A 19,235-nucleotide genomic window follows, 5' to 3' on the forward strand; every position below is an offset into this window, starting at 1 on the left:
TATATGAGTTGTAAACTCAAATTACAACCGAGTGTGCGCGCTATTGTTCACAAATAAGTAAAACTATGGGGTTCGATGAGGTAAAGGCACCTACCTATTTTAGTTTCTATAGATTCTAAATGTTCTTGTTGACTCTATAGGTACAATAAAATCAAAAGAAACTATAGAATCCAGAAAATCTATTTAACCAAGTACTAATTGGTCGATGTAACACTACGTAATCGCAAATTCGACCCAGTTTCAAATTGGAGCTGATCTGGGGGGCTTGTCAGGCCTATCTGGGTGATAGCGCCATCCCAACCCGACAACTGGCTCGTATTAATTTCATAGGTACGAAACTGACCATCACCAATAATTGGGAAATCAGCATATCGGCCAGGCATATCCATAAAATCATTTTCGTCGGGCTTTCGCCACACAAGTCGGGCTCTCGTTGCTTTGGTCTGAAAAGCTGCTTGTATATAAAGTTTCGGAACATTTGCCGCTTGCCAGAATGACATTGGACTCATAACCCGAAAGCTGGGGACGGCCGGATCATCCCGGTACCATCGAACGTTCAATTCATTCTGAATTGGGTAGCCCTTGTCGCGAGTGCGCTTAAAGTACCAGCCTTGCCGGTCATTCACAAATTTATAGGTAGGCCCCCCAGGTGGTCGAGGCTGGGCATATGCAAACTGCCGGATATCATCTAAGTTACCAACCACCAAGGTGTACTCAAATTCATATTGCCCATTATGATCAATAACCAAATGGGGCTGGCTGTTTATATAACCAGCAGGTACATCATATTCTCCGCCCACTCTAGTTACACCAAAGCCAGCCGACGCAAAGCGTACATCGTTGTACTTGTATATACCAACGCCCCGCCCTTCGGCGTTCAACAGCGCAATCCAGTTTTCGCTACCAAATCGATTCGTCATCTCCTGAGTCGTAAATTCAGAGACAGCATCATTTGTAAAAGGCTTCATCCCACCATAGGTAATCATTCGGTAGTAAGGCCCGTTGAGGTATACGCAAGGCGCTTCCTGGGTTCGGGCTTCGTACTGAGTGGTATCGGCCCGATTAACAACAAGCCGGCACCGCACATGAATTGTATTGTCTTTAAGTTCAATCCAGTGTTCGTAATAACAATCGGCTGGTTCATTTAGCAAGGGCCATATCAGCGGGATTGTCTTGACATACAGCGTATTTTGCCCTTGTTGATAGCTAACTACCTGAGCGGGATTGTTATAATAATCACCCGTCTGCACAGGATTCCAACCAAGATTTCGCCATTGATAAACCGGGTCTTTTCCATTTACGCTATACGGATAAGGTCCAGCATACATTGACGTCTGTATCTGCCGACCCAGGTCATTATTGTTGACCATGTTAACGCTACTACCAGCTTCCGATAAATACGTAATGGCCCCTCCCGCATTAAGGTCAATACCTAACCGGATCTTATCGTTATCCAGATATAGCCGTTTTTGAGGAGACGTTTGTGTTTGACCCGGTAATCCGCCCGATGGTGGGTTCTGTACAACGGGCGCTTTGTTAGGATCTGCAGATGGATAATCACGAACGCAGGTGACAGCCAAACTACTCAGCAGAACACAGATAAGCAGTAGATAAGGACGAACCATAAACGTAGAGTATTAATATATCAAATTAACCAAAAATAGTATACATCCGGTAACATCTATTAAAGATTGCTTCTGTTACCGACCGGTCTTACTTAAAGTTAGATTAGAAAATAAACTTAAAAATGGCACTAATTTTCGCCAAAACACGAATTATTCGATAAGTCTATCGTAAAAAAGTGGCCTGTCAGGAGCCTAAAAGTCACTATTATAGTATATTCTAAAATTCTCCTTTTCCATTCCCCTTTAAAGCCCTAATTTTGCAGGATTTTTGACCAGACCCTGAATCGCCTGGTAATCGTCAGGCATCTAGCTCAACTTACTAAATCAATTCAGGTCCGTTCATGCGGTCATTGTCCTGCTGAAAATGCCAAAAAATTCCAACATTCGCTCGGTTCTTATTATTGGCTCAGGCCCCATCGTTATTGGCCAGGCATGTGAGTTCGATTATGCTGGCTCACAGGCCGCTCGTTCTATTCGGGATGAAGGGATAGAAGTGTCGTTGATTAATTCCAATCCGGCCACGATCATGACCGACCCAATCAACGCCGATCATGTCTATCTTTTGCCGTTAGAGAAAAAGTCGATCGTCGAAATCCTGAAAAAGCATCAGGAAATGGGACGTCCTATCGACGCTGTCCTGCCAACAATGGGCGGGCAAACTGCCTTAAATCTGGCTATTGACTGTGATAAAGCAGGCATCTGGCAGAAATATGACGTTAAAATTATCGGGGTCGATATTAAAGCTATCGAGACAACCGAAGATCGGGAGAAATTCCGGTTGCTCATGCTCCAACTTGGCGCGGGAGTCTGCAAAGGGCGTACAGCCCGCTCGTTTCTGGAAGGCAAAGAAATTGCCCAGGAAATTGGCTTTCCGCTGGTTATTCGACCCTCCTTTACGCTCGGTGGTACGGGCGGTGGTTTCGTTAATAAACCCGAAGATTTCGACAAGGCGCTCACCGCTGGCTTGCACGCATCACCTGTTCATGAGGTGTTGGTTGAACAAAGCGTAATGGGTTGGAAAGAGTATGAATTGGAGCTGCTGCGAGATAACAACGGTAACTTCATCATTATCTGCTCCATCGAAAACTTTGACCCGATGGGTATTCATACCGGCGACAGCATCACGGTTGCCCCGGCCATGACCCTACCCGATACACTCTACCAAAAAATGCGCGATCTATCCATCCGGGTAATGAGTGGCATCGGGCAGTTTGCCGGAGGGTGTAATATCCAGTTTTCGGTTAACCCACAAACCGACGACATCATTGTTATTGAAGTTAACCCTCGGGTAAGCCGGTCGTCTGCGCTGGCGTCAAAAGCAACGGGCTACCCGATTGCCAAGATTGCGGCTAAAATGGCTGTTGGCTATAACCTCGATGAGTTGATCAACCCTATCACGGGCACGACCTCGGCCTTTTTCGAACCAGCCATCGATTACGTTATCGTAAAAGTACCTCGCTGGAATTTCGACAAATTCCCAGGCGCCGACCGCTCGTTAGGTCTGCAAATGAAATCGGTGGGCGAAGCGATGGGTATTGGACGGAACTTCCAGGAAGCCTTGCAAAAAGCCTGTCAATCGCTCGAAATTCGTCGAAACGGGCTTGGCGCCGATGGTCGCGAACTCACCGATCGTGCAGCCTTGACGGAGAGCTTGCAACACCCAAGCTGGAATCGACTGTTCCATATTTACGATGCCTTTAAAGCTGGGATGTCGTTCCGTACGATTCAGCAATTGACGAAAATTGATCCCTGGTTCCTGCATCAGATTGAAGAACTAATTGAACTGGAGCGTGAAATTCAACAATACGATCTGGACGATCTGCCACCTGAATTGCTCCGTACAGCAAAACAAAAAGGGTACGCCGACCGTCAGTTAGCGCATCTATTGCAGGTTCGGGAAAGTAAGATTTACGATTACCGTCAGACCCATAATATCCGCCGGGTATTTAAGTGTGTTGACACCTGCGCGGCTGAGTTTGAGGCTAAAACGCCTTACTATTACTCAACATTTAATAACCAGTTGCCTATCACTACCGACCGACCAGAGCCTGTTTCGGACCTGCCGGGTAACGAGTCGATTCGAAGCAACCGGAAGAAAATAGTGGTACTGGGTTCAGGACCAAACCGGATTGGTCAGGGCATCGAATTCGATTATTCCTGCGTACACGGTGTGTTGGCCGCTAAAGAAGCGGGTTACGAAACGATCATGATCAACTGTAACCCTGAAACCGTTTCGACTGATCCGGATATTGCTGACAAACTCTATTTCGAGCCTGTTTTCTGGGAGCACGTCCACGCTATCATTATGCACGAACAGCCCGAAGGTGTCATTGTGCAGCTGGGTGGGCAAACGGCGCTGAAAATGGCCGAAAAACTGACCCGTTACGGTATCAAAATCATCGGTACGAGCTGGGAGGCACTTGACCTGGCTGAAGATCGTGGCCACTTCTCAGAGATGCTCCAAAAGCTGGATATTCCATATCCAAAATTCGGAACGGTACGGGAATCAGAAGCTGCACTGGAATTATCGCGTAGTTTGGGCTTCCCGCTTCTGGTACGACCAAGTTATGTACTAGGCGGTCAAAGCATGAAAATCGTTATCAACGAAAGTGAACTGGAGCAGCATGTCATGAAAATTATGCAGGACATTCCAGACAATAACATCCTGTTGGATCACTTCCTCGAACATGCGATTGAAGCCGAAGCGGATGCTATTTGCGATGGCGAAGATGTGTATATCATTGGGATCATGGAACACATCGAACCAGCTGGTATTCACTCAGGCGATTCGTATGCTGTGCTTCCCACGTTCGATTTAAGCGAGAACGTGCTTCGGCAAATTGAGGAACACACGAAGAAAATCGCGGTGGCCCTTAAGACCGTTGGCCTGATCAATATTCAGTTCGCCATTAAGGATGAGGTGGTGTATATTATTGAAGCCAACCCTCGCGCCAGCCGCACGGTGCCTTTCATTTGTAAAGCCTACCAGGAACCTTATGTTAACTACGCCACTAAGGTGATGCTGGGCGACAAAAAGGTGAAAGATTTCGACTTCAAGCCGGTTAAAAAAGGGTACGCCATCAAAATTCCGGTGTTCTCGTTCAGCAAATTCCCGAACGTGAACAAGGAGCTCGGCCCCGAAATGAAATCTACCGGAGAGGGAATCTATTTCATCGATGACCTCACGGACGATTACTTCCAGAAGGTTTATTCGGAACGAAATCTGTATCTCAGCCGGTAGTTACGGAATATTGCTTTCATTGTTTGTTGTGCCACCCCTATCTAGAGGTGGCACAACTGTTTTGTTGCGATTTGCGTTTATAAAACAGATATTTACGTTGTACCTAAAAGCAATAAAGCTATGACAATTGTAGCTGTTGAGTTAGAAGATAAAGTACTTCGGGATTTAGAAGAAGCATCTGAAACAGTTAATCTGCCTTCAGGCCAGATGATTAGTCGAATCGTGAAAAACTACTTGCACATTGAGAAAATGAATAAGATTCGTCGGGAACTAAAAGGAACGGCAGAAGCGGCTGGATTCTTTTCGGAAGAAGATATCTATAGGGAAATCTCCTAGCGTCGATCTTCACTTTTATACTTTTTCCAAAAAGTTGGTCACAAGCGTCAGACATGTAGTTTTGTACATTATCTGATTCAGGAGTATATGACTGACAATCTCACACCCTCTATTCGAATAGTCTTTGATACGAATGTTCTTATTTCGGCACTAGTATTTTCAGGCTTTGCCGAAGACGTTTATGACCACTGTGCCCTGCACTTTGAACTTTATACATCCGAGTGGATATTGAGTGAGTTTGACGAAAAAATGGAGCGAAAATTTGGCTACTCCCCAGAACGAAGAAAACGAATCATTGAAACTGTTCGTGAAAGGCACATTGTCATAACGCCCACCAATGACATGCCAGTCAACTCTAGCGACCCCAATGACAACAATGTGCTTCGGGCAGCCTTATTTATTGAAGCCCATTTTCTAATAACAGGCGACGCGAAACATCTTCAAATCTTGAAGCGAGTTGGAAATACCGAAATTATTAGTCCACGTATGTTTTCTGACCGATACATAGCTTAAAGCATAACGGCCTGCCCTGTTCATGAACAAGGCAGGCCGTTATGCTTTAAAAACAAGTAAACTAAAATCCTAAACCAACGGTAAACCCGCGAACGGTTGGATTTCCGGGTAGCGTAGCCCCAGCCGTGGCGGCACCAGTTGTCAGATTAATGGTGTATAGTTTTGTGGTACCACTAGCCCGTAATAAGGCGTAGGCTGTACCCGTTGCACCACCAATATCGAAACCATTGGCGCTTTCGACCTCAACACCCAATGAGCCAACAGAAACTAACACGCCGTTATTAGGTGGGTTCTGTGTAAATAAAACAGCACTTCCCGGACGAACATCGATATCATACAACGTAGTAGTAGTTGCTCCCGCGAAGTTGTTCGTGTAAGCAGCCGCTGATACGCTCGGTGTTCCTGGCGAGGGTGCGAAAGTCAGTGCCAGATCAGTAGCAGCTAAGGCTCCATTATCGGGATTTAGGCGTAAGTTTTGACCCGTGTTACTGACAACCCGAATTCGGTCGACGGTTGGGTTAAAGTCGAACCCAAAATCCGTGCCCGACAAGGTAAAGGCACCTGCGCTTCCCACCTGCACTGCACTCCAGCTAGCGGTGTTCGTAACCGCAATCGAATACAAGCGGCTTGAACTACCCAAGGCAAATAATTGACCATTTACTGGACGAGTATCGATACCCAGAATTGATTCGCCGGATTGTAAGCCTACAATCGTTTTAATAGTCGTCGTTGTTAGGTTCGTTGGGTTGAAAATGAGCAGATTATTAGAACCATCGACAGCATACGCAACCGGGTTCGTTGGGATAGCCAGACCAATGATCGTACCGGGGAGGCCACCTAATTTCTGCAAACGTCCCGTCGCCAGGTTAATTTGGTCCAACTCCGACGATCCATTAAATTGAACAGCAACCAGGCCTTGGGTATTATCGTTCGGCGAAATGTCGAAACCCGCAGACCCTGATATGTCTAAACCAAGTGGTCCAACGTCCGTCAATGTTCCGTTGTTGGGTGGATTTTGAATATAGAGCCGATCTGTAGCGGGATCAATATCATATAGCGTCGTCGTCGTTACCCCTGCGTTGTTATTCGTGTAAGCCACTTCCGAAATCATAGCTCCCATTACGCCATTAATTGCCCCATCGGTAGCAACCACAAGGCCTGTTTCGGGATGCAGACGTAAATCCTGACCGGTGTTGGTAACCAGTCGAATTCGGTCGACGGTTGGGTTAAAATCGATTCCAACTACAGAGCCAGAAACAGCGGGACTAAATGGAGCAGTTGTCAACGGACGAGCCACGGCCGTTGTTGGATTAATGACAAACACACGACTTTGATTACTAACTCCGTAGAGCTGTCCGGTAGCCGGCCGAAAATCAATCGACATGATGCGTTCCCCACCGGCAAAATTCACGCCGGTAATCACCAATGTCGACAGTGGTGCGCTTGAATTCTGGACATTCAACCGCAACAGTTGATTGGCGTCATTTAACGCATAAATAGTAGCATCAGGCAGAGTATTTGGACTGGGTGGCAGCCGGTGATCCTGGCAGGCAGCTAAAGTCAATAAAGAACCGATTGCCAGCATGCCAACAGCACGGCTGAAGGATTTCGCGTAAAGCATAGTCATAGAAAAGTCGTTCAGAGTAAATCAGAAAAGTAACAACACTTGACTATACGGCAATACGCACCAAACGGATTTATAGATATTAAAAAGAGATTAAAATATTTTTTAATGGCCAATGAAAATTTCATTAATCACTTAACTACCAGCTCTTTTTCAAACTCAAATAACTCCCAAACGAATTGGGCATCAACTCGCCCTGATCGAGTGAAAGTGTGGTTGTTAGCATCAGACCCGACCATTTACGGATAGGCCACTGAGCCGTTGCTAATGTGGATAACTGATGAAATGCTTGTGGATAAGGCTGTTTATACGACCCAAAATTTCGACTATACGATATACGTGTGGTTAGAGTTGGCCCACGCCGAAACGTACTTATGGTTCCCAGATACCACGCCACTACCCGATTATTTGGATAAAAGCCATTGCCGCCATACTCATTGCCGACCGATGGCGCTAAGTCTCCTCTGGGCATAATAAACGGAGTGCCCAGAGTGCGCCCCCGGTACGACCATCCCTGAATGTACTGACTATGATTAAAGTAGTTGTCAGCCCCCTGATAGCGAGCAGTCGGATCGAAGGTTGGGCCACTTTGATCGGTCGTCGTTAACCACTCGAGCACAATTCGTTGAAATCGAAAGCGTGTATTTTGTTGCGAATGATTCAGGAAACGTAAGCCCGTTAACCCATCTGGCACATTTTGTAAAGCAAGCCCCGATGCATCGTCGTACATGTGCTGGTGGTAGAGCAGCCAGTTAGCCCTGTCTCCTTTCCATTCAAAAGCTACATCGTAACTACCGACATGATTACCTAACCGATTTGTACCATCAAAGCCCGTAAATCGGTCATTTTCCAGCGCATCGGGGTAGCGCCCAATCACTAATGACAAATAATCCTGAAACGATGTTGACAAGTGCCCATCTACGGCTAATGGAGTTCCAATCAGATAATCTGCATGCCCTCCCCATTGCACCTGATGGTTCAGGCCGCCATAAAATTGGAAGCGCCAGTTTGGCTTACCAATCCTGCCATATAGGTATTTCTGATGCAGATAACTTCCCTGAATATATGAGTCGACAAACCACCCGTGCGCATATCCACCTCGAAATGACAGCAGTTTTTTCGTAAAGCCGAGCGGTACAAAATCGGGGGTGTGTAATTGAATTTTCGGGAACGGCATCGCATTACCCGACCAGGCAACAAAACCAGAGGTCAACAACGTATCCCCTAACCCAGCGACTTCGCGTCGGTTGCCCCCGTAAAGCTCCAGTACCCCAAAGCGGATTTTCACATACGCATCAGGCAATAGAACAGCCGGATTATCGGTCGTTGGCGTAGGGCCGATATTGGCAACGGCATATATACCAAAGCCCCAGTCGAAACGAGACTTACGCTTTACCGTTGAATCGGGTCGTGGTTTGTAATCGCGTTGTATGCCCAACCGAGCCGTTCCGAACGACCCTCGCAGCGGAACCGTGTTATACTGATTAGCCCGCAACCAGAATGGATTTTGTGTGTCCGATGTTGCCATTCCGCCTAATTCCATCGAATAGCGAATCGCGCCAGGGGTAGGAACCGATTGAGCGCGTCCTGCCAGAATAGTCAATAAAATCAGATTCGTAATCAGGTAAAGTAGTCGCATCATTCGATAAACCCAGTAAGAAACCTATCTGCCCGTAAACATACAGCAGAACAACCAACCCAGCCTCACGCACTTTGTTGTTAGTATTTTAAAACATCTTGCTCCGATTTTGATTTACTATATGAAACTTGTCTTTACCGAATGACTATACCCTCTACCACACTTAATAATGGTATCGAAATGCCTTTACTAGGACTTGGTGTTTATGCGCCAAGTCAGGCTAATGAAGTACAGCAGGCTATTGAATGGGCACTGGAAGCAGGTTGCCGCCTAATCGATACCGCATCTGCCTATGGAAACGAGCGCGAAGTAGCCAATGCCATCCGGGCTAGTGGAATTCCTCGAAGTGATATTTTCATTACGACCAAAGTCTGGAACGAAGACCAGGGTTATACAAAAACATTACGAGCGTTTAACCGAAGCCTGGAACGGCTCGGGCTCGATGTGGTTGATTTATACCTGATCCACTGGCCTATAAAACAATATCGACACGAAACCTGGCGAGCCCTCGAAAAAATCTATTCCGACGGTCGCGCCCGTGCCATTGGCGTCTCAAATCATTACCCTGCTCATCTGGACGAACTCCTGACCGAAGCTCGCATTATACCGGCTGTAAATCAATTTGAGCTAAGCCCCTATAGCTACTTGCCCGACGTATTGAATTACTGCCGGGAGAAGAATATTCAAGTCGAAGGCTACGCTCCTTTAGTCCGTGGTGAGAAAAGTAACGATCCTAAACTGCTTGCCCTGGCTGAAAAATATGGCAAGAGCACTTATCAATTATTAATCCGATGGTCGTTGCAACATAATGTCGTTACCATTCCCAAATCAGTAAAGCGCAACCGGATTCAGGAGAATTTCGATGTTTGGAATTTCGTTATTTCAGATGAGGACATGGCTTTGATGGATACGTTTTACGACAATACACGCATCGCCGACGATCCGAGAGAAATTGTTTAATAGCTTAATGACTTGCTTATAACTTACTGACTATCGTCGGCTCGTGAACGATACAGTCAACACCATACCGTTCGTGCAATAAATCGGCTAGCGCCTGTAGACCCCAGACCTCGCTCCGGCGATGCCCTACAGCAATGAAAGCACTCCCTGTTGCATCGATAGCCTGTTGGCCCGGTTTGCGATACGTTCCGGTTATGTAGAGATTAGCCCCTTTGCTGGCGGCTTCCCGCACGAGCGCGTCGGTCATAGCGCCTACTACCGCAATTCGATAACTCGTGGACTGCCAGGCCCCCGGCCCGTGACCAGCTTCAGCGCGATCATAGCCCCCGAATATAGTTTTGATGCTTGCCAGAAACTGGTCAAACTCTTGCGGAGCGATCTCCATGAGCATTCCGATTGGTCGTTGTGGCAAAGGCTTACCGGGTTCACGCATATCCTGTTTATAGCCAAGCGGCTCCAATTCACCAATGGCTCCCAACGCCTTTGCCAACTGAGGATTATAGCCCATCGTCAGGGTTTCATCAAATGGCAAATGGTGCGTCATAATCCCGATATCAGCGGGCAAATTCTCCAGATTGATCTGCCAGGGACGATGCAGCCATAAGGTATCGATTTGCTTTTCGCTGACCCAGTCTGCCAGCTTAGGAAAAGGATCTAAAGCCAGGCCAATTCGTTTGATTAGCCGGTTAGACGGGTAATAAATACCACCCCGCTCGGCATCGGCATAGCGTTCAGCAGCTAATTCGGTATGCAGAAAATCAGCCAGATCGTTGAGAGAGAATGGTGCCGTGTGCATACTTCTTTAACTGTGTGCACACTGTATAGTTTTGGGGATTTTAACAATTGCTATTTCTCCGGTACACCCGTTATTGTGGTGTCGGTTACTAATAACCGACATAGCGAGGTTTCTCAAAACCTAGCGGTACAAAAAAGTAGGTTTTGAGAAACCTCATTTGTCAGGTTTAGAACCTGACATCACATTCCAAAACACAAAGAATAATCACACAATCAATCAAATTTGGTTTTTCGAAGAAGAAAATTGTACATTTGCAGCCTTAACTGCAACCGAAACGTCGGTTTGTCAACGCCCATGAAGTTCCTCGCTTAAAAACCTACGCGGTTTTTTATTCTTCTTCCGATTACCGCCACCGCTTTTGTCTAAGTGGCCATTCTCATTTACAGATCATTCATACGCTGACAGTAGCCAATAGGCTCCGGCATATTTCTTTGTTCCAATGACCAAATTTTTTCGGTTATTCCTGGCCGCATTGCGTGGTACAGAAACCAATTTTACTTCTGGTAGTATTAACCGGGCTATTTTTCTGCTGTCGGTTCCGATGATTCTGGAGATGGTGATGGAATCGCTGTTCGCGGTTGTCGACGTATTTTTCGTGGCCAAGATCGGCACCGAAGCTATTGCTACCGTCGGGCTCACCGAGTCGGTATTAACCATTGTGTATTCCATTGCCATTGGGTTGAGCACAGCCGCTACGGCCCTGGTATCGCGTCGGGTTGGTGAAGATAATCACCGTGGTGCAGCCAATGCCGTCGGACAGGTAATCCTGGTATCTGTGGGATTGGGCCTGTTGATGGGCGTAGCTGGTTTTGTCTTTGCCGAAGATATTCTTCGTGCGATGGGTGGCGATGAAAAACTGATCGCGAATGGGGCTGGTTTCACGCGAATGATTTTTGCCAGTTCCCCGGCCATCATGTTGCTGTACACACTAAGCGGCAGTTTACGTGGCTCAGGCGATGCATCCGTTGCGATGCGCTCGTTGTGGCTGGCTAATGGGGTTAATATCATCTTGTGTCCGGTATTTATTTTCGGATTTGGCCCTATTCCGGCGCTGGGTGTGATGGGGTCGGCAGTAGCCACAACCATTGGCCGGTCGATGGGCGTGTTATACCAGCTTTATGCGCTGACACGAGTAAAAGGCGTCATACAAGTACTTCGGTCTGACGTGTCGCCTGATGCGGGAATTATTCGCAATCTGCTCAGTTTAGCCATTGGCGGCACCAGCCAGTTTCTGGTCGGTTCGGCCAGTTGGATCTTCCTGACACGGATTCTGTCCACCTTTGGCAGCGATGTTGTAGCGGGTTATACCATTGCCATCCGCATAATTGTGTTCACCATTCTGCCTTCGTGGGGTATGGCCAATGCAGCCGCCACCTTGGTTGGGCAGAATTTAGGGGCCGGTCAACCCGAACGGGCCGAAACGTCTGCCTGGCGAGCGGCTTTCTGCAACATGCTCTTTTTAGCCGCCGTTGGTATAGGTTTCTTTCTGGGAGCCGCGCCAATCGTCTCGTTGTTCGATGATAAAGCCCGTGTCGTCGAAATTGCGGTCGAATGTCTTCGTATTTTTTGCCTGGGCTATCTGTTTATGGCCTATGGAATGGTGCTTAGTCAGGCACTCAATGGAGCAGGCGATACCAAAACGCCGACGCTCATTAACATTGTCTGTTTTTGGGTAGTTGAGATACCACTGGCGTATACGCTGGCTCATCTACTCAACTGGGGACCTCCGGGCGTATTCTGGTCGGTGGCAATCAGCGAAACGCTACTGGCCGGAATTGCTATCTGGATCTTCCGGCGAGGGCGCTGGAAAACCGTTCAGGTATAGTTTTTTTTGACAGGATTTATAGGACGAACAGGATTTTTTAGCCCGGAGATGAAATCCTGTTCATCCTGTAAATCCTGTCGAAAAATAAACCTGTCTTGTATCCGTTTCAGCTTATTCACTGCCGAAACTTTTACCGTATAGGACCCGTTATAATTTACAGGCTTATAGCTTATTACACGTAGTTTTAGTACTTCGTCATATGCTATAACAACCTAATTACCACTAGAAATCTTACATGATCGACAACACAAAACCACCCGAAACCGCTGTGTTGGTCGCGCTGATTACGCAAAAGCAAACTGCCGACCAAACCAAAGAATATCTTGATGAATTAGCGTTTCTGGCCGAAACGTCGGGTGTAACCACGATTAAATCGTTCACGCAGAAACTCGAACACCCAGACAATCGCACCTTTGTTGGTAAAGGGAAACTGGAAGAAATTAAAACGTTTATTCTCGATAACCCAGTCGATTCTGTCATTTTCGACGACGATCTGACGCCATCACAGGTTCGAAATCTGGAAGCTGAATTTAAGGATATTAAGGTGCTTGACCGCAGCTTGCTCATCCTGAATATTTTCTCCATGCGCGCACAAACCGCCCAATCGCGGGTACAGGTTGAGCTGGCGCAATACCAGTATATGTATCCTCGACTGACCCGTATGTGGAGCCACTTAACGAGTCAGAAAGGGGGCGTTGGTATGCGTGGACCGGGGGAGAAAGAGCTTGAGACCGACCGTCGGATCGTGAAAGACCGAATTTCGTTTCTCAAAGAGAAACTCGCTAAGATTGACAAACAGAGCCAGACACGCCGGAAAGAGCGCGACCGATTAGTGCGAGTAGCTTTAGTAGGTTACACCAACGTGGGCAAATCGACGCTGATGCGGACGATGGCCAAAACTGACGTATTCGCCGAAAACAAGCTATTCGCAACCGTAGATTCGACTGTGCGAAAGGTGACCCTTGGCAATATTCCGTTCCTGTTGACCGACACGGTCGGGTTTATCCGGAAACTGCCAACGATGCTCATCGAGTCGTTTAAATCGACGCTCGACGAAGTACGAGAAGCCGATATTCTGGTCCATGTAGTGGATGTATCGCACCCGAATTTTGAGGAGCAGATTGAAGTCGTTAACACTACATTGGCGGAGATCAAAGCGGCCGATAAACCGATGGTGCTCGTTTTTAACAAAATGGACCGTTTTGTTCCCAAAGACGAATGGACAGAATCGTTAAATACCGATGACGATGAATTTAGCGACTCCCATGAGGAAGTTATTATTCCGGTTAGCGTCCGTCGGAAAACGGCCTTAGAGTACCTTAAGAAAACCTATCTGACGCAGAAAGCCGACTACGTTGCTTTCATTTCGGCAGAAACTGGCGAGAATGTAGGCGAGCTCCGCGAATTGCTTTACGATCTGGTGAAGGAACGGCATTACCAGATTTATCCAAACTGGCTCCACGTACCCCTCACTGAATCAGCCGAATATGGCGATGGTTTGGCAGGCTGATAGATTTTTGACAACTTTGCACGTAACAAACCTATAAGGTCTCTATGACTTTATAGGTTTAATTTTTGGCCTTGTAGTTCAACGGATAGAATAAGCGTTTCCTAAACGCTTGATACGGGTTCGATTCCCGTCGAGGCTACGAAAATGCCGTTTCTACTGCAGAAACGGCATTTTTCATTTAGTAGGGTCAAACTAGTCTTACGAGGTAGTTATCTAAAACATCATAGCCCCTAGTGTCACTTTAGCAGCGGGTGTCAAGGAGATATAGCGACTAACTCCATTGTCGACTACCTGCCCCAGGGGTTTACCTTTTATCGTCAGATTAGTGGTCGTTCGATCAACGCTGACCACCAGAACATTAGCAAGGGAATAAGCAATTTTCGTTTTACCTACCGTACCATTAATCGTAATAAGTACGTGTTGATTATCCTGCTGACTAGCATTTAACGTGCCATTTGGAATCAGGTCAACGACCGTTGGTGACTGATAGTCAACCAGTTGATAAGCCCCTACAACTAAATCCGTTACATCTGGTCCAACATCTTGGGCGCAGGAAACCAGTAAACCGCCTAAGATGATAAGTAGACCAGCTTTCTTCATAAAGAAATCCATTCAGGTTGATTGATAATGTTTATATAAGCCTTATTGCCCTAAGTTACCATTTTCAGTATTGGTAACAAAAAAAACGCCGACCTTAAAAAGAACAGCGCTTTAATATCCCACCTAAAAGACCATAAATAACTTTCCAACTAGCACTATATATGGCTGAACTTGTTCAGTAGCTATCTCTCTATCTACCATGTTGCGGTACACTACCCGTTTGAAACTGGCTTTTTCACCGCCACCAATGTTATCAGTGCCGACAGCAACAGTGAGCCAGCCATGAAAATGTACGAAGCGCCGAAGCCGCCAGTTGCCCCATTCAAATAGCCAACAATGTAGGAGCCAATAAATGAACCCAGCGCTCCTAGGCTGTTAATGAGCGCCATAGCCCCACCCGCTACGTTTTTGGGAAGTATTTCTGGAATGATGGCGAAGAACGGGCCATAGGGTGCATACATAGCCCCGCCAGCAACGATAAGCAATGTAAATGACAGCCAGAAATGGTCGGCTCCCAGCAGGTATGACCCGTAGAAAGCCAGGGCACCAATTAATAGGAAAGGCCAGACAAACGCTTTTCGATTCTGGGTTTTATCCGAAAAATAGGAGGCACTCAACATACCTATAATAGCCAGTACATAGGGCACCGAAGACAGCCAACCCGTTTTAACAATCGTCATGTTAGGGGCCGCATTCAGGATAGACGGCAGCCACATCACAAACCCGTATACGCCAATACTCCACAAGGCATACTGCAAACTCAGCAAAATAACCACCTTCGATTTGAAGGCTTCGGCATAGTTTTTTACGGGTTTAATGCCCTGTTGTTCTAGTTGTAACTGAGCAGCCAGTTCTTGCTTTTCGGGTTCAGTTAGCCAGTTGGCATCCTGCGGCTTATCGTTAACGAGTCTCCACCAGAAAAAAGCCCAGATAATGGCCGGAAGCCCTTCCAGAATAAACATCCACCGCCAGCCAACCGATTGAATTAAATAACCGGACAGCACCGACATCCAGAGAATAGTGGCCGGATTACCCAGAATTAAAAACGTATTGGCCTGCGACCGTTCGGCTTTGGTGAACCAGCGACTCAGGAAAAGCAGCATGGAGGGCATCACCGCACTCTCTACTACACCCAGCATAAAGCGAATGGCAATCAACGCATTCAAATTGCTGATGATACCCGTTGCCATAGCCAGCCCACCCCACAGAATCAACGACCAGAAAATCAACTTTTTGGCGCTCCTATTTTCGGCGTAAACCGCCCCCGGAACCTGGAAGAAAAAGTAACCCAGAAAGAACAGGGAGCCTAACAACGACGACATGGAAGGCGTAATGTGCAGATCGGCAGCCATGCCGCTAGCGGCTCCAAATCCAAAATTAGCCCGGTCTAAATAGGCCAAACTGTAGGTAATAAAGGCAATCGGCAAGAGTCGGTACCACCGAGATTTAGCCATTCTTTTGTTGAGTTATGCGACCGTTAGGGCCGTCTGGTTTTAGGAAATGAGGTATTTACCAACCGAAAAGATCCATGCTGGGATTACTCTACTGAATAGTGATGTTTTTGCCTTATTTATACCCAAACCAATCGCAAAAAGTATCAAGCCTTTCGCAGAAAGCCTTGCCACGGTTTATCTGGTGTTAAGAAATAACCGTGGCACGGCTTTCTGCGAAAGGCCTGAGTACGTTTCTTTTCAGGAAAGTGGCTGGGGTGGTGGGGTTCCGGCTGGCTTTGATTTGTCGTTGGGTAAAGGAACAAATTCGGCATTGTCATTTGGAGGCAGGGTAATACGACCCGCCAGCCAGTCGGCTTTAGCCTGCTCAATCCGCTCAGGGCGCGACGAAACAAAGTTCCACCAGATAAAACGCTGCCCCAAAGGTTCGCCACCGAGTAGCATGAGTGTACAGGTTTCGCGGGCAATCAATACCGGATCATTACCCGGTGTAAATGCCAATAGTTGCCCGACTCCATACGTGCGTCCACCTACCTCTACGCTTCCTTTAGCCACATAAACACCCCGTTCGCTATAGCCCTGTGGCAACCCAAACCGAGCGCCAGACTGCAGAACTACGTGTGCATAAAACAAAGGCGAATGCACTTTTACATTATTCCGAAGACCAAACACATCTCCGGCAATTAACCGTAACCAGACTCCTGTGTCGGTAAAAATGGGGAGTTCGGCCGATGCGTAATTCTCGAAAGTTGGCGCCTGTTCTTCATCGGCTTCCGGTAAGGCTACCCAGGTCTGAATCATTTCCAGTGAACCACCGACCAAGGTAGCCGGGTCCTCAAATCGCTCGGAGTGGGCGATGCCTTTCCCGGCGGTCATCCAGTTAACTTCACCCGGTTTTATGATCTGCTGCACACCCAGACTATCCCGATGTGTCACCTGCCCATCGAACAGATAACTGACCGTAGACAAACCAATGTGTGGATGAGGCAACACATCCATGTTAGGTACCTGGTCGGCGGTAAAACTGACTGGGCCTGCATGATCCATAAAAATGAATGGCCCAAGCATACGCCGAAGTCGGTACGGCAAGATGCGCCGAACAGCAAATCCATTGCCCAGGGACGCCTGACGTGCGTCAATGATTTGATCGAGCATAAAGTAGTGAGAGGAGTATGGAAATTTGATTTCCCAGTAGCTAAGTTAGAGGATAACTGTATGCATTGGTGCGATTGTAGAGATGTGGTGTCAGCTACTTATAGCTGACACGAGAGGTTTCTTAAAACCTACTCGTAGCGCAAATAGGTTTTGAGAAACCTATCACTGTCGGTTAGAAGTAACCGACACCACATCGCAACTGCTTCCTCGTATTGGCTTTTTGAGTATCTTTCACATCAGTTCAGTATTGCCCCGAAAACCGCTAAACCAGCATTAAAAATCCCATGAATCGTCGACGTTTCGTTCAACACACTGCGCTGACCTTAGGCAGTGTATCGTTGTTTCATCAGGCCTTGTTTGCCAATCGATTAGCCGATGATCCGTTCAAAATGAAGATGGTTCGTGACAATGTGGGCGTCTTCACCGAAAAAGGCGGCACGATTGCCTACCTCCGAACCAAAGAAGGCTGGGTAGTTGTCGATTCAGAATTTCCTGAACAGGCGCAACATTTGATTGACGCCCTCAAAAAAACGGACGATAAAGCATTCCCGTTACTGATCAATACGCACCATCACGGCGATCATACGTCCGGAAATATTGCCTTTAAAGACATGGTTGGTCATGTGGTTGCTCACGAGAATTCATTGAAAAATCAGAAAGCTGTTGCCGAAAAAGCAAAAACGGAAGATAAGCAGCTCTATCCCGATACCACGTTCAAAGATGGCTGGAAAACCAAAGTGGGCAGCGAGCGCATTCGGGCGTATTATTTCGGGCCGGGCCATACAGATGGCGATGGGCTAATTCACTTCGAAAATGCCAACGTCCTGCACATGGGCGATCTGATGTCGAATCGTCGGTATCCGTTTATTGATAAAAGTGCCGGGGCCAGCATCAAAAACTGGATTACCATCCTCGACAAAACCTTGACGACTTTCGATAATCAGACCATCTTCGTATTTGGCCACGCCTTCGATCCCGAAAAAATTACGGGGAACAAAGAAGACATTAAGGCGTTCAAAGACTATCTCGAAAAGCTACTGGTATTTGTAGGCAGCGAAGTGAAATCAGGCAAACCCAAAGAGGAAATTCTGAAAGCAACCGTTATTCCGGGCGTAACCGAATGGCAGGGCGACGGCATCATCAGAAGTCTACAAGCCGCCTATGATGAGATAACGACGGGTAAGTAACCGACATTACGACAATAATCAGCACGAACGTAACAGGCCATAGACGTTCGCGCTATCACACCCACCTAATCATGAAAGGATATAAGCTGGATTTGTGCCTGAGCAAAGGGTATTTCCGAATGCAGCAGGACATTTTTACCTGCCGATTTGTGTTGTTCGATGATTCGCTTTGCGCGGTACACTGGCTACGCATTGTACTGGCCGACGTTACCTATGGAACTAAACAACTCCGGCTTTTACGCAGTAATGAGAAATTCTCCGTTGCCGTTAAGCCGTTTGTCCTTTCGGATGAACTGGAAGATCTGTATGCATTGTATAGGGCTTCTATCAATTTCGACGCTCCCGAATCGGTTGAATCCTGCCTGCTAAACGGAGTAATCGATAGCGTGTTTGATACCTATGTCATTGAAGTGCGAGACGGCACCAAGTTGATCGCAGCCGGGGTTTTCGACAATGGCATCCACAGCATTGCGGGCATTATGAATTTTTACCATCCGGATTATCGCAAACACAGTCTGGGAAAATTTCTTATACTCCAGAAAATGAAGCACGCCCAATTGCACCAAAAAGCCTATTATTACCCCGGTTATCTGGTCAGCAATTACCCCAAGTTCGATTACAAATTATTTGCCTGCGAACCAGCCACCGAGGTCTTCGATAGCATTCGGGATCGTTGGCTGCCTTTTTCGTGGGAAACAGTTGGCGCACTGGCAGATTTATACAGAAATAGTTAGTCTCGCCAACAAACGCCTGGTTTCTCCGGTTGGCTCTAC

Annotated in this window: 15 protein-coding genes and 1 tRNA gene; 9 read left to right on the top strand and 7 right to left on the bottom strand. The window is 47.1% G+C overall.

Annotated elements, in window-relative coordinates; genetic code table 11:
- Positions 1-194: 194 nt before the first annotated feature.
- On the bottom strand, positions 195-1,625 hold the full coding sequence (locus H3H32_RS25855) for a hypothetical protein (RefSeq protein ID WP_182458644.1): 1,431 nt from the start codon (positions 1,623-1,625) through the stop codon (positions 195-197).
- Positions 1,626-1,989: 364 nt separating this feature from the next.
- Here H3H32_RS25855 and carB point away from each other — a divergent pair, with 364 nt between their 5' ends.
- The 3 genes from carB to H3H32_RS25870 all read left to right on the top strand — a co-directional run bounded on the left by carB (position 1,990) and on the right by H3H32_RS25870 (position 5,715).
- The gene (gene carB / locus H3H32_RS25860) at positions 1,990-4,866 is read left to right on the top strand and encodes a carbamoyl-phosphate synthase large subunit (RefSeq protein ID WP_182458645.1); all 2,877 of its coding nucleotides are present in this window, start codon (positions 1,990-1,992) and stop codon (positions 4,864-4,866) included.
- A 120-nt stretch (positions 4,867-4,986) separates the two neighbouring features.
- Positions 4,987-5,202 (top strand): hypothetical protein, encoded by a 216-nt coding sequence (locus H3H32_RS25865; protein ID WP_182458646.1) that lies wholly within the window; start codon positions 4,987-4,989, stop codon positions 5,200-5,202.
- Positions 5,203-5,289: 87 nt separating this feature from the next.
- Positions 5,290-5,715, top strand: coding sequence for a putative toxin-antitoxin system toxin component, PIN family (locus H3H32_RS25870; RefSeq protein ID WP_182458647.1), 426 nt, complete (start codon positions 5,290-5,292; stop codon positions 5,713-5,715).
- Positions 5,716-5,776: 61 nt separating this feature from the next.
- Here H3H32_RS25870 and H3H32_RS25875 read toward each other — a convergent pair whose 3' ends face one another.
- The gene (locus tag H3H32_RS25875) at positions 5,777-7,342 is read right to left on the bottom strand and encodes a DUF4394 domain-containing protein (protein ID WP_220472562.1); all 1,566 of its coding nucleotides are present in this window, start codon (positions 7,340-7,342) and stop codon (positions 5,777-5,779) included.
- 136 nt (positions 7,343-7,478) lie between these two features.
- A complete protein-coding gene (locus tag H3H32_RS25880) occupies positions 7,479-8,981 on the bottom strand; it encodes a capsule assembly Wzi family protein (protein WP_240543493.1) in 1,503 nt (500 codons plus the stop codon).
- A 138-nt stretch (positions 8,982-9,119) separates the two neighbouring features.
- Here H3H32_RS25880 and H3H32_RS25885 point away from each other — a divergent pair, with 138 nt between their 5' ends.
- Positions 9,120-9,938 (top strand): aldo/keto reductase, encoded by an 819-nt coding sequence (locus tag H3H32_RS25885; RefSeq protein WP_182458648.1) that lies wholly within the window; start codon positions 9,120-9,122, stop codon positions 9,936-9,938.
- Between the two features lie 16 nt (positions 9,939-9,954).
- On the opposite strand, the gene H3H32_RS25890 is transcribed toward H3H32_RS25885, so the two are convergent.
- Entirely contained in the window at positions 9,955-10,734 is a 780-nt protein-coding gene (locus H3H32_RS25890) for a Nif3-like dinuclear metal center hexameric protein (protein WP_182458649.1), read from the bottom strand.
- A gap of 439 nt (positions 10,735-11,173) precedes the next feature.
- Between H3H32_RS25890 and H3H32_RS25895 the strand changes: the two genes are divergently transcribed.
- From H3H32_RS25895 to H3H32_RS25905, 3 genes are all read left to right on the top strand, one after another.
- On the top strand, positions 11,174-12,559 hold the full coding sequence (locus H3H32_RS25895; protein ID WP_182458650.1) for an MATE family efflux transporter: 1,386 nt from the start codon (positions 11,174-11,176) through the stop codon (positions 12,557-12,559).
- A gap of 235 nt (positions 12,560-12,794) precedes the next feature.
- Entirely contained in the window at positions 12,795-14,069 is a 1,275-nt protein-coding gene (gene hflX, locus H3H32_RS25900) for a GTPase HflX (RefSeq protein ID WP_182458651.1), read from the top strand.
- A 67-nt stretch (positions 14,070-14,136) separates the two neighbouring features.
- A tRNA-Arg gene (locus H3H32_RS25905) sits at positions 14,137-14,208 on the top strand.
- A gap of 74 nt (positions 14,209-14,282) precedes the next feature.
- Here H3H32_RS25905 and H3H32_RS25910 read toward each other — a convergent pair.
- From H3H32_RS25910 to H3H32_RS25920, 3 genes are all read right to left on the bottom strand, one after another.
- Positions 14,283-14,681 (bottom strand): hypothetical protein, encoded by a 399-nt coding sequence (locus tag H3H32_RS25910; RefSeq protein WP_182458652.1) that lies wholly within the window; start codon positions 14,679-14,681, stop codon positions 14,283-14,285.
- A gap of 200 nt (positions 14,682-14,881) precedes the next feature.
- A complete protein-coding gene (locus tag H3H32_RS25915; RefSeq protein ID WP_182458653.1) occupies positions 14,882-16,123 on the bottom strand; it encodes an MFS transporter in 1,242 nt (413 codons plus the stop codon).
- A gap of 237 nt (positions 16,124-16,360) precedes the next feature.
- On the bottom strand, positions 16,361-17,275 hold the full coding sequence (locus H3H32_RS25920; protein ID WP_182458654.1) for a pirin family protein: 915 nt from the start codon (positions 17,273-17,275) through the stop codon (positions 16,361-16,363).
- A 284-nt stretch (positions 17,276-17,559) separates the two neighbouring features.
- On the opposite strand from H3H32_RS25920, the gene H3H32_RS25925 reads away from it, so the two are divergent.
- Together H3H32_RS25925 and H3H32_RS25930 are read left to right on the top strand one after the other, a co-directional pair.
- Positions 17,560-18,462 carry an MBL fold metallo-hydrolase gene (locus tag H3H32_RS25925; RefSeq protein WP_182458655.1) on the top strand — a complete coding sequence of 301 codons (903 nt, stop codon included), beginning with the start codon at positions 17,560-17,562 and terminating at the stop codon, positions 18,460-18,462.
- A gap of 71 nt (positions 18,463-18,533) precedes the next feature.
- Complete coding sequence (locus H3H32_RS25930) at positions 18,534-19,196, top strand: GNAT family protein (RefSeq protein ID WP_182458656.1); 663 nt, start codon at positions 18,534-18,536, stop codon at positions 19,194-19,196.
- Positions 19,197-19,235 lie beyond the last annotated feature (39 nt).

It is taken from the genome of Spirosoma foliorum, from assembly GCF_014117325.1.
GTDB lineage: Bacteria > Bacteroidota > Bacteroidia > Cytophagales > Spirosomataceae > Spirosoma > Spirosoma foliorum.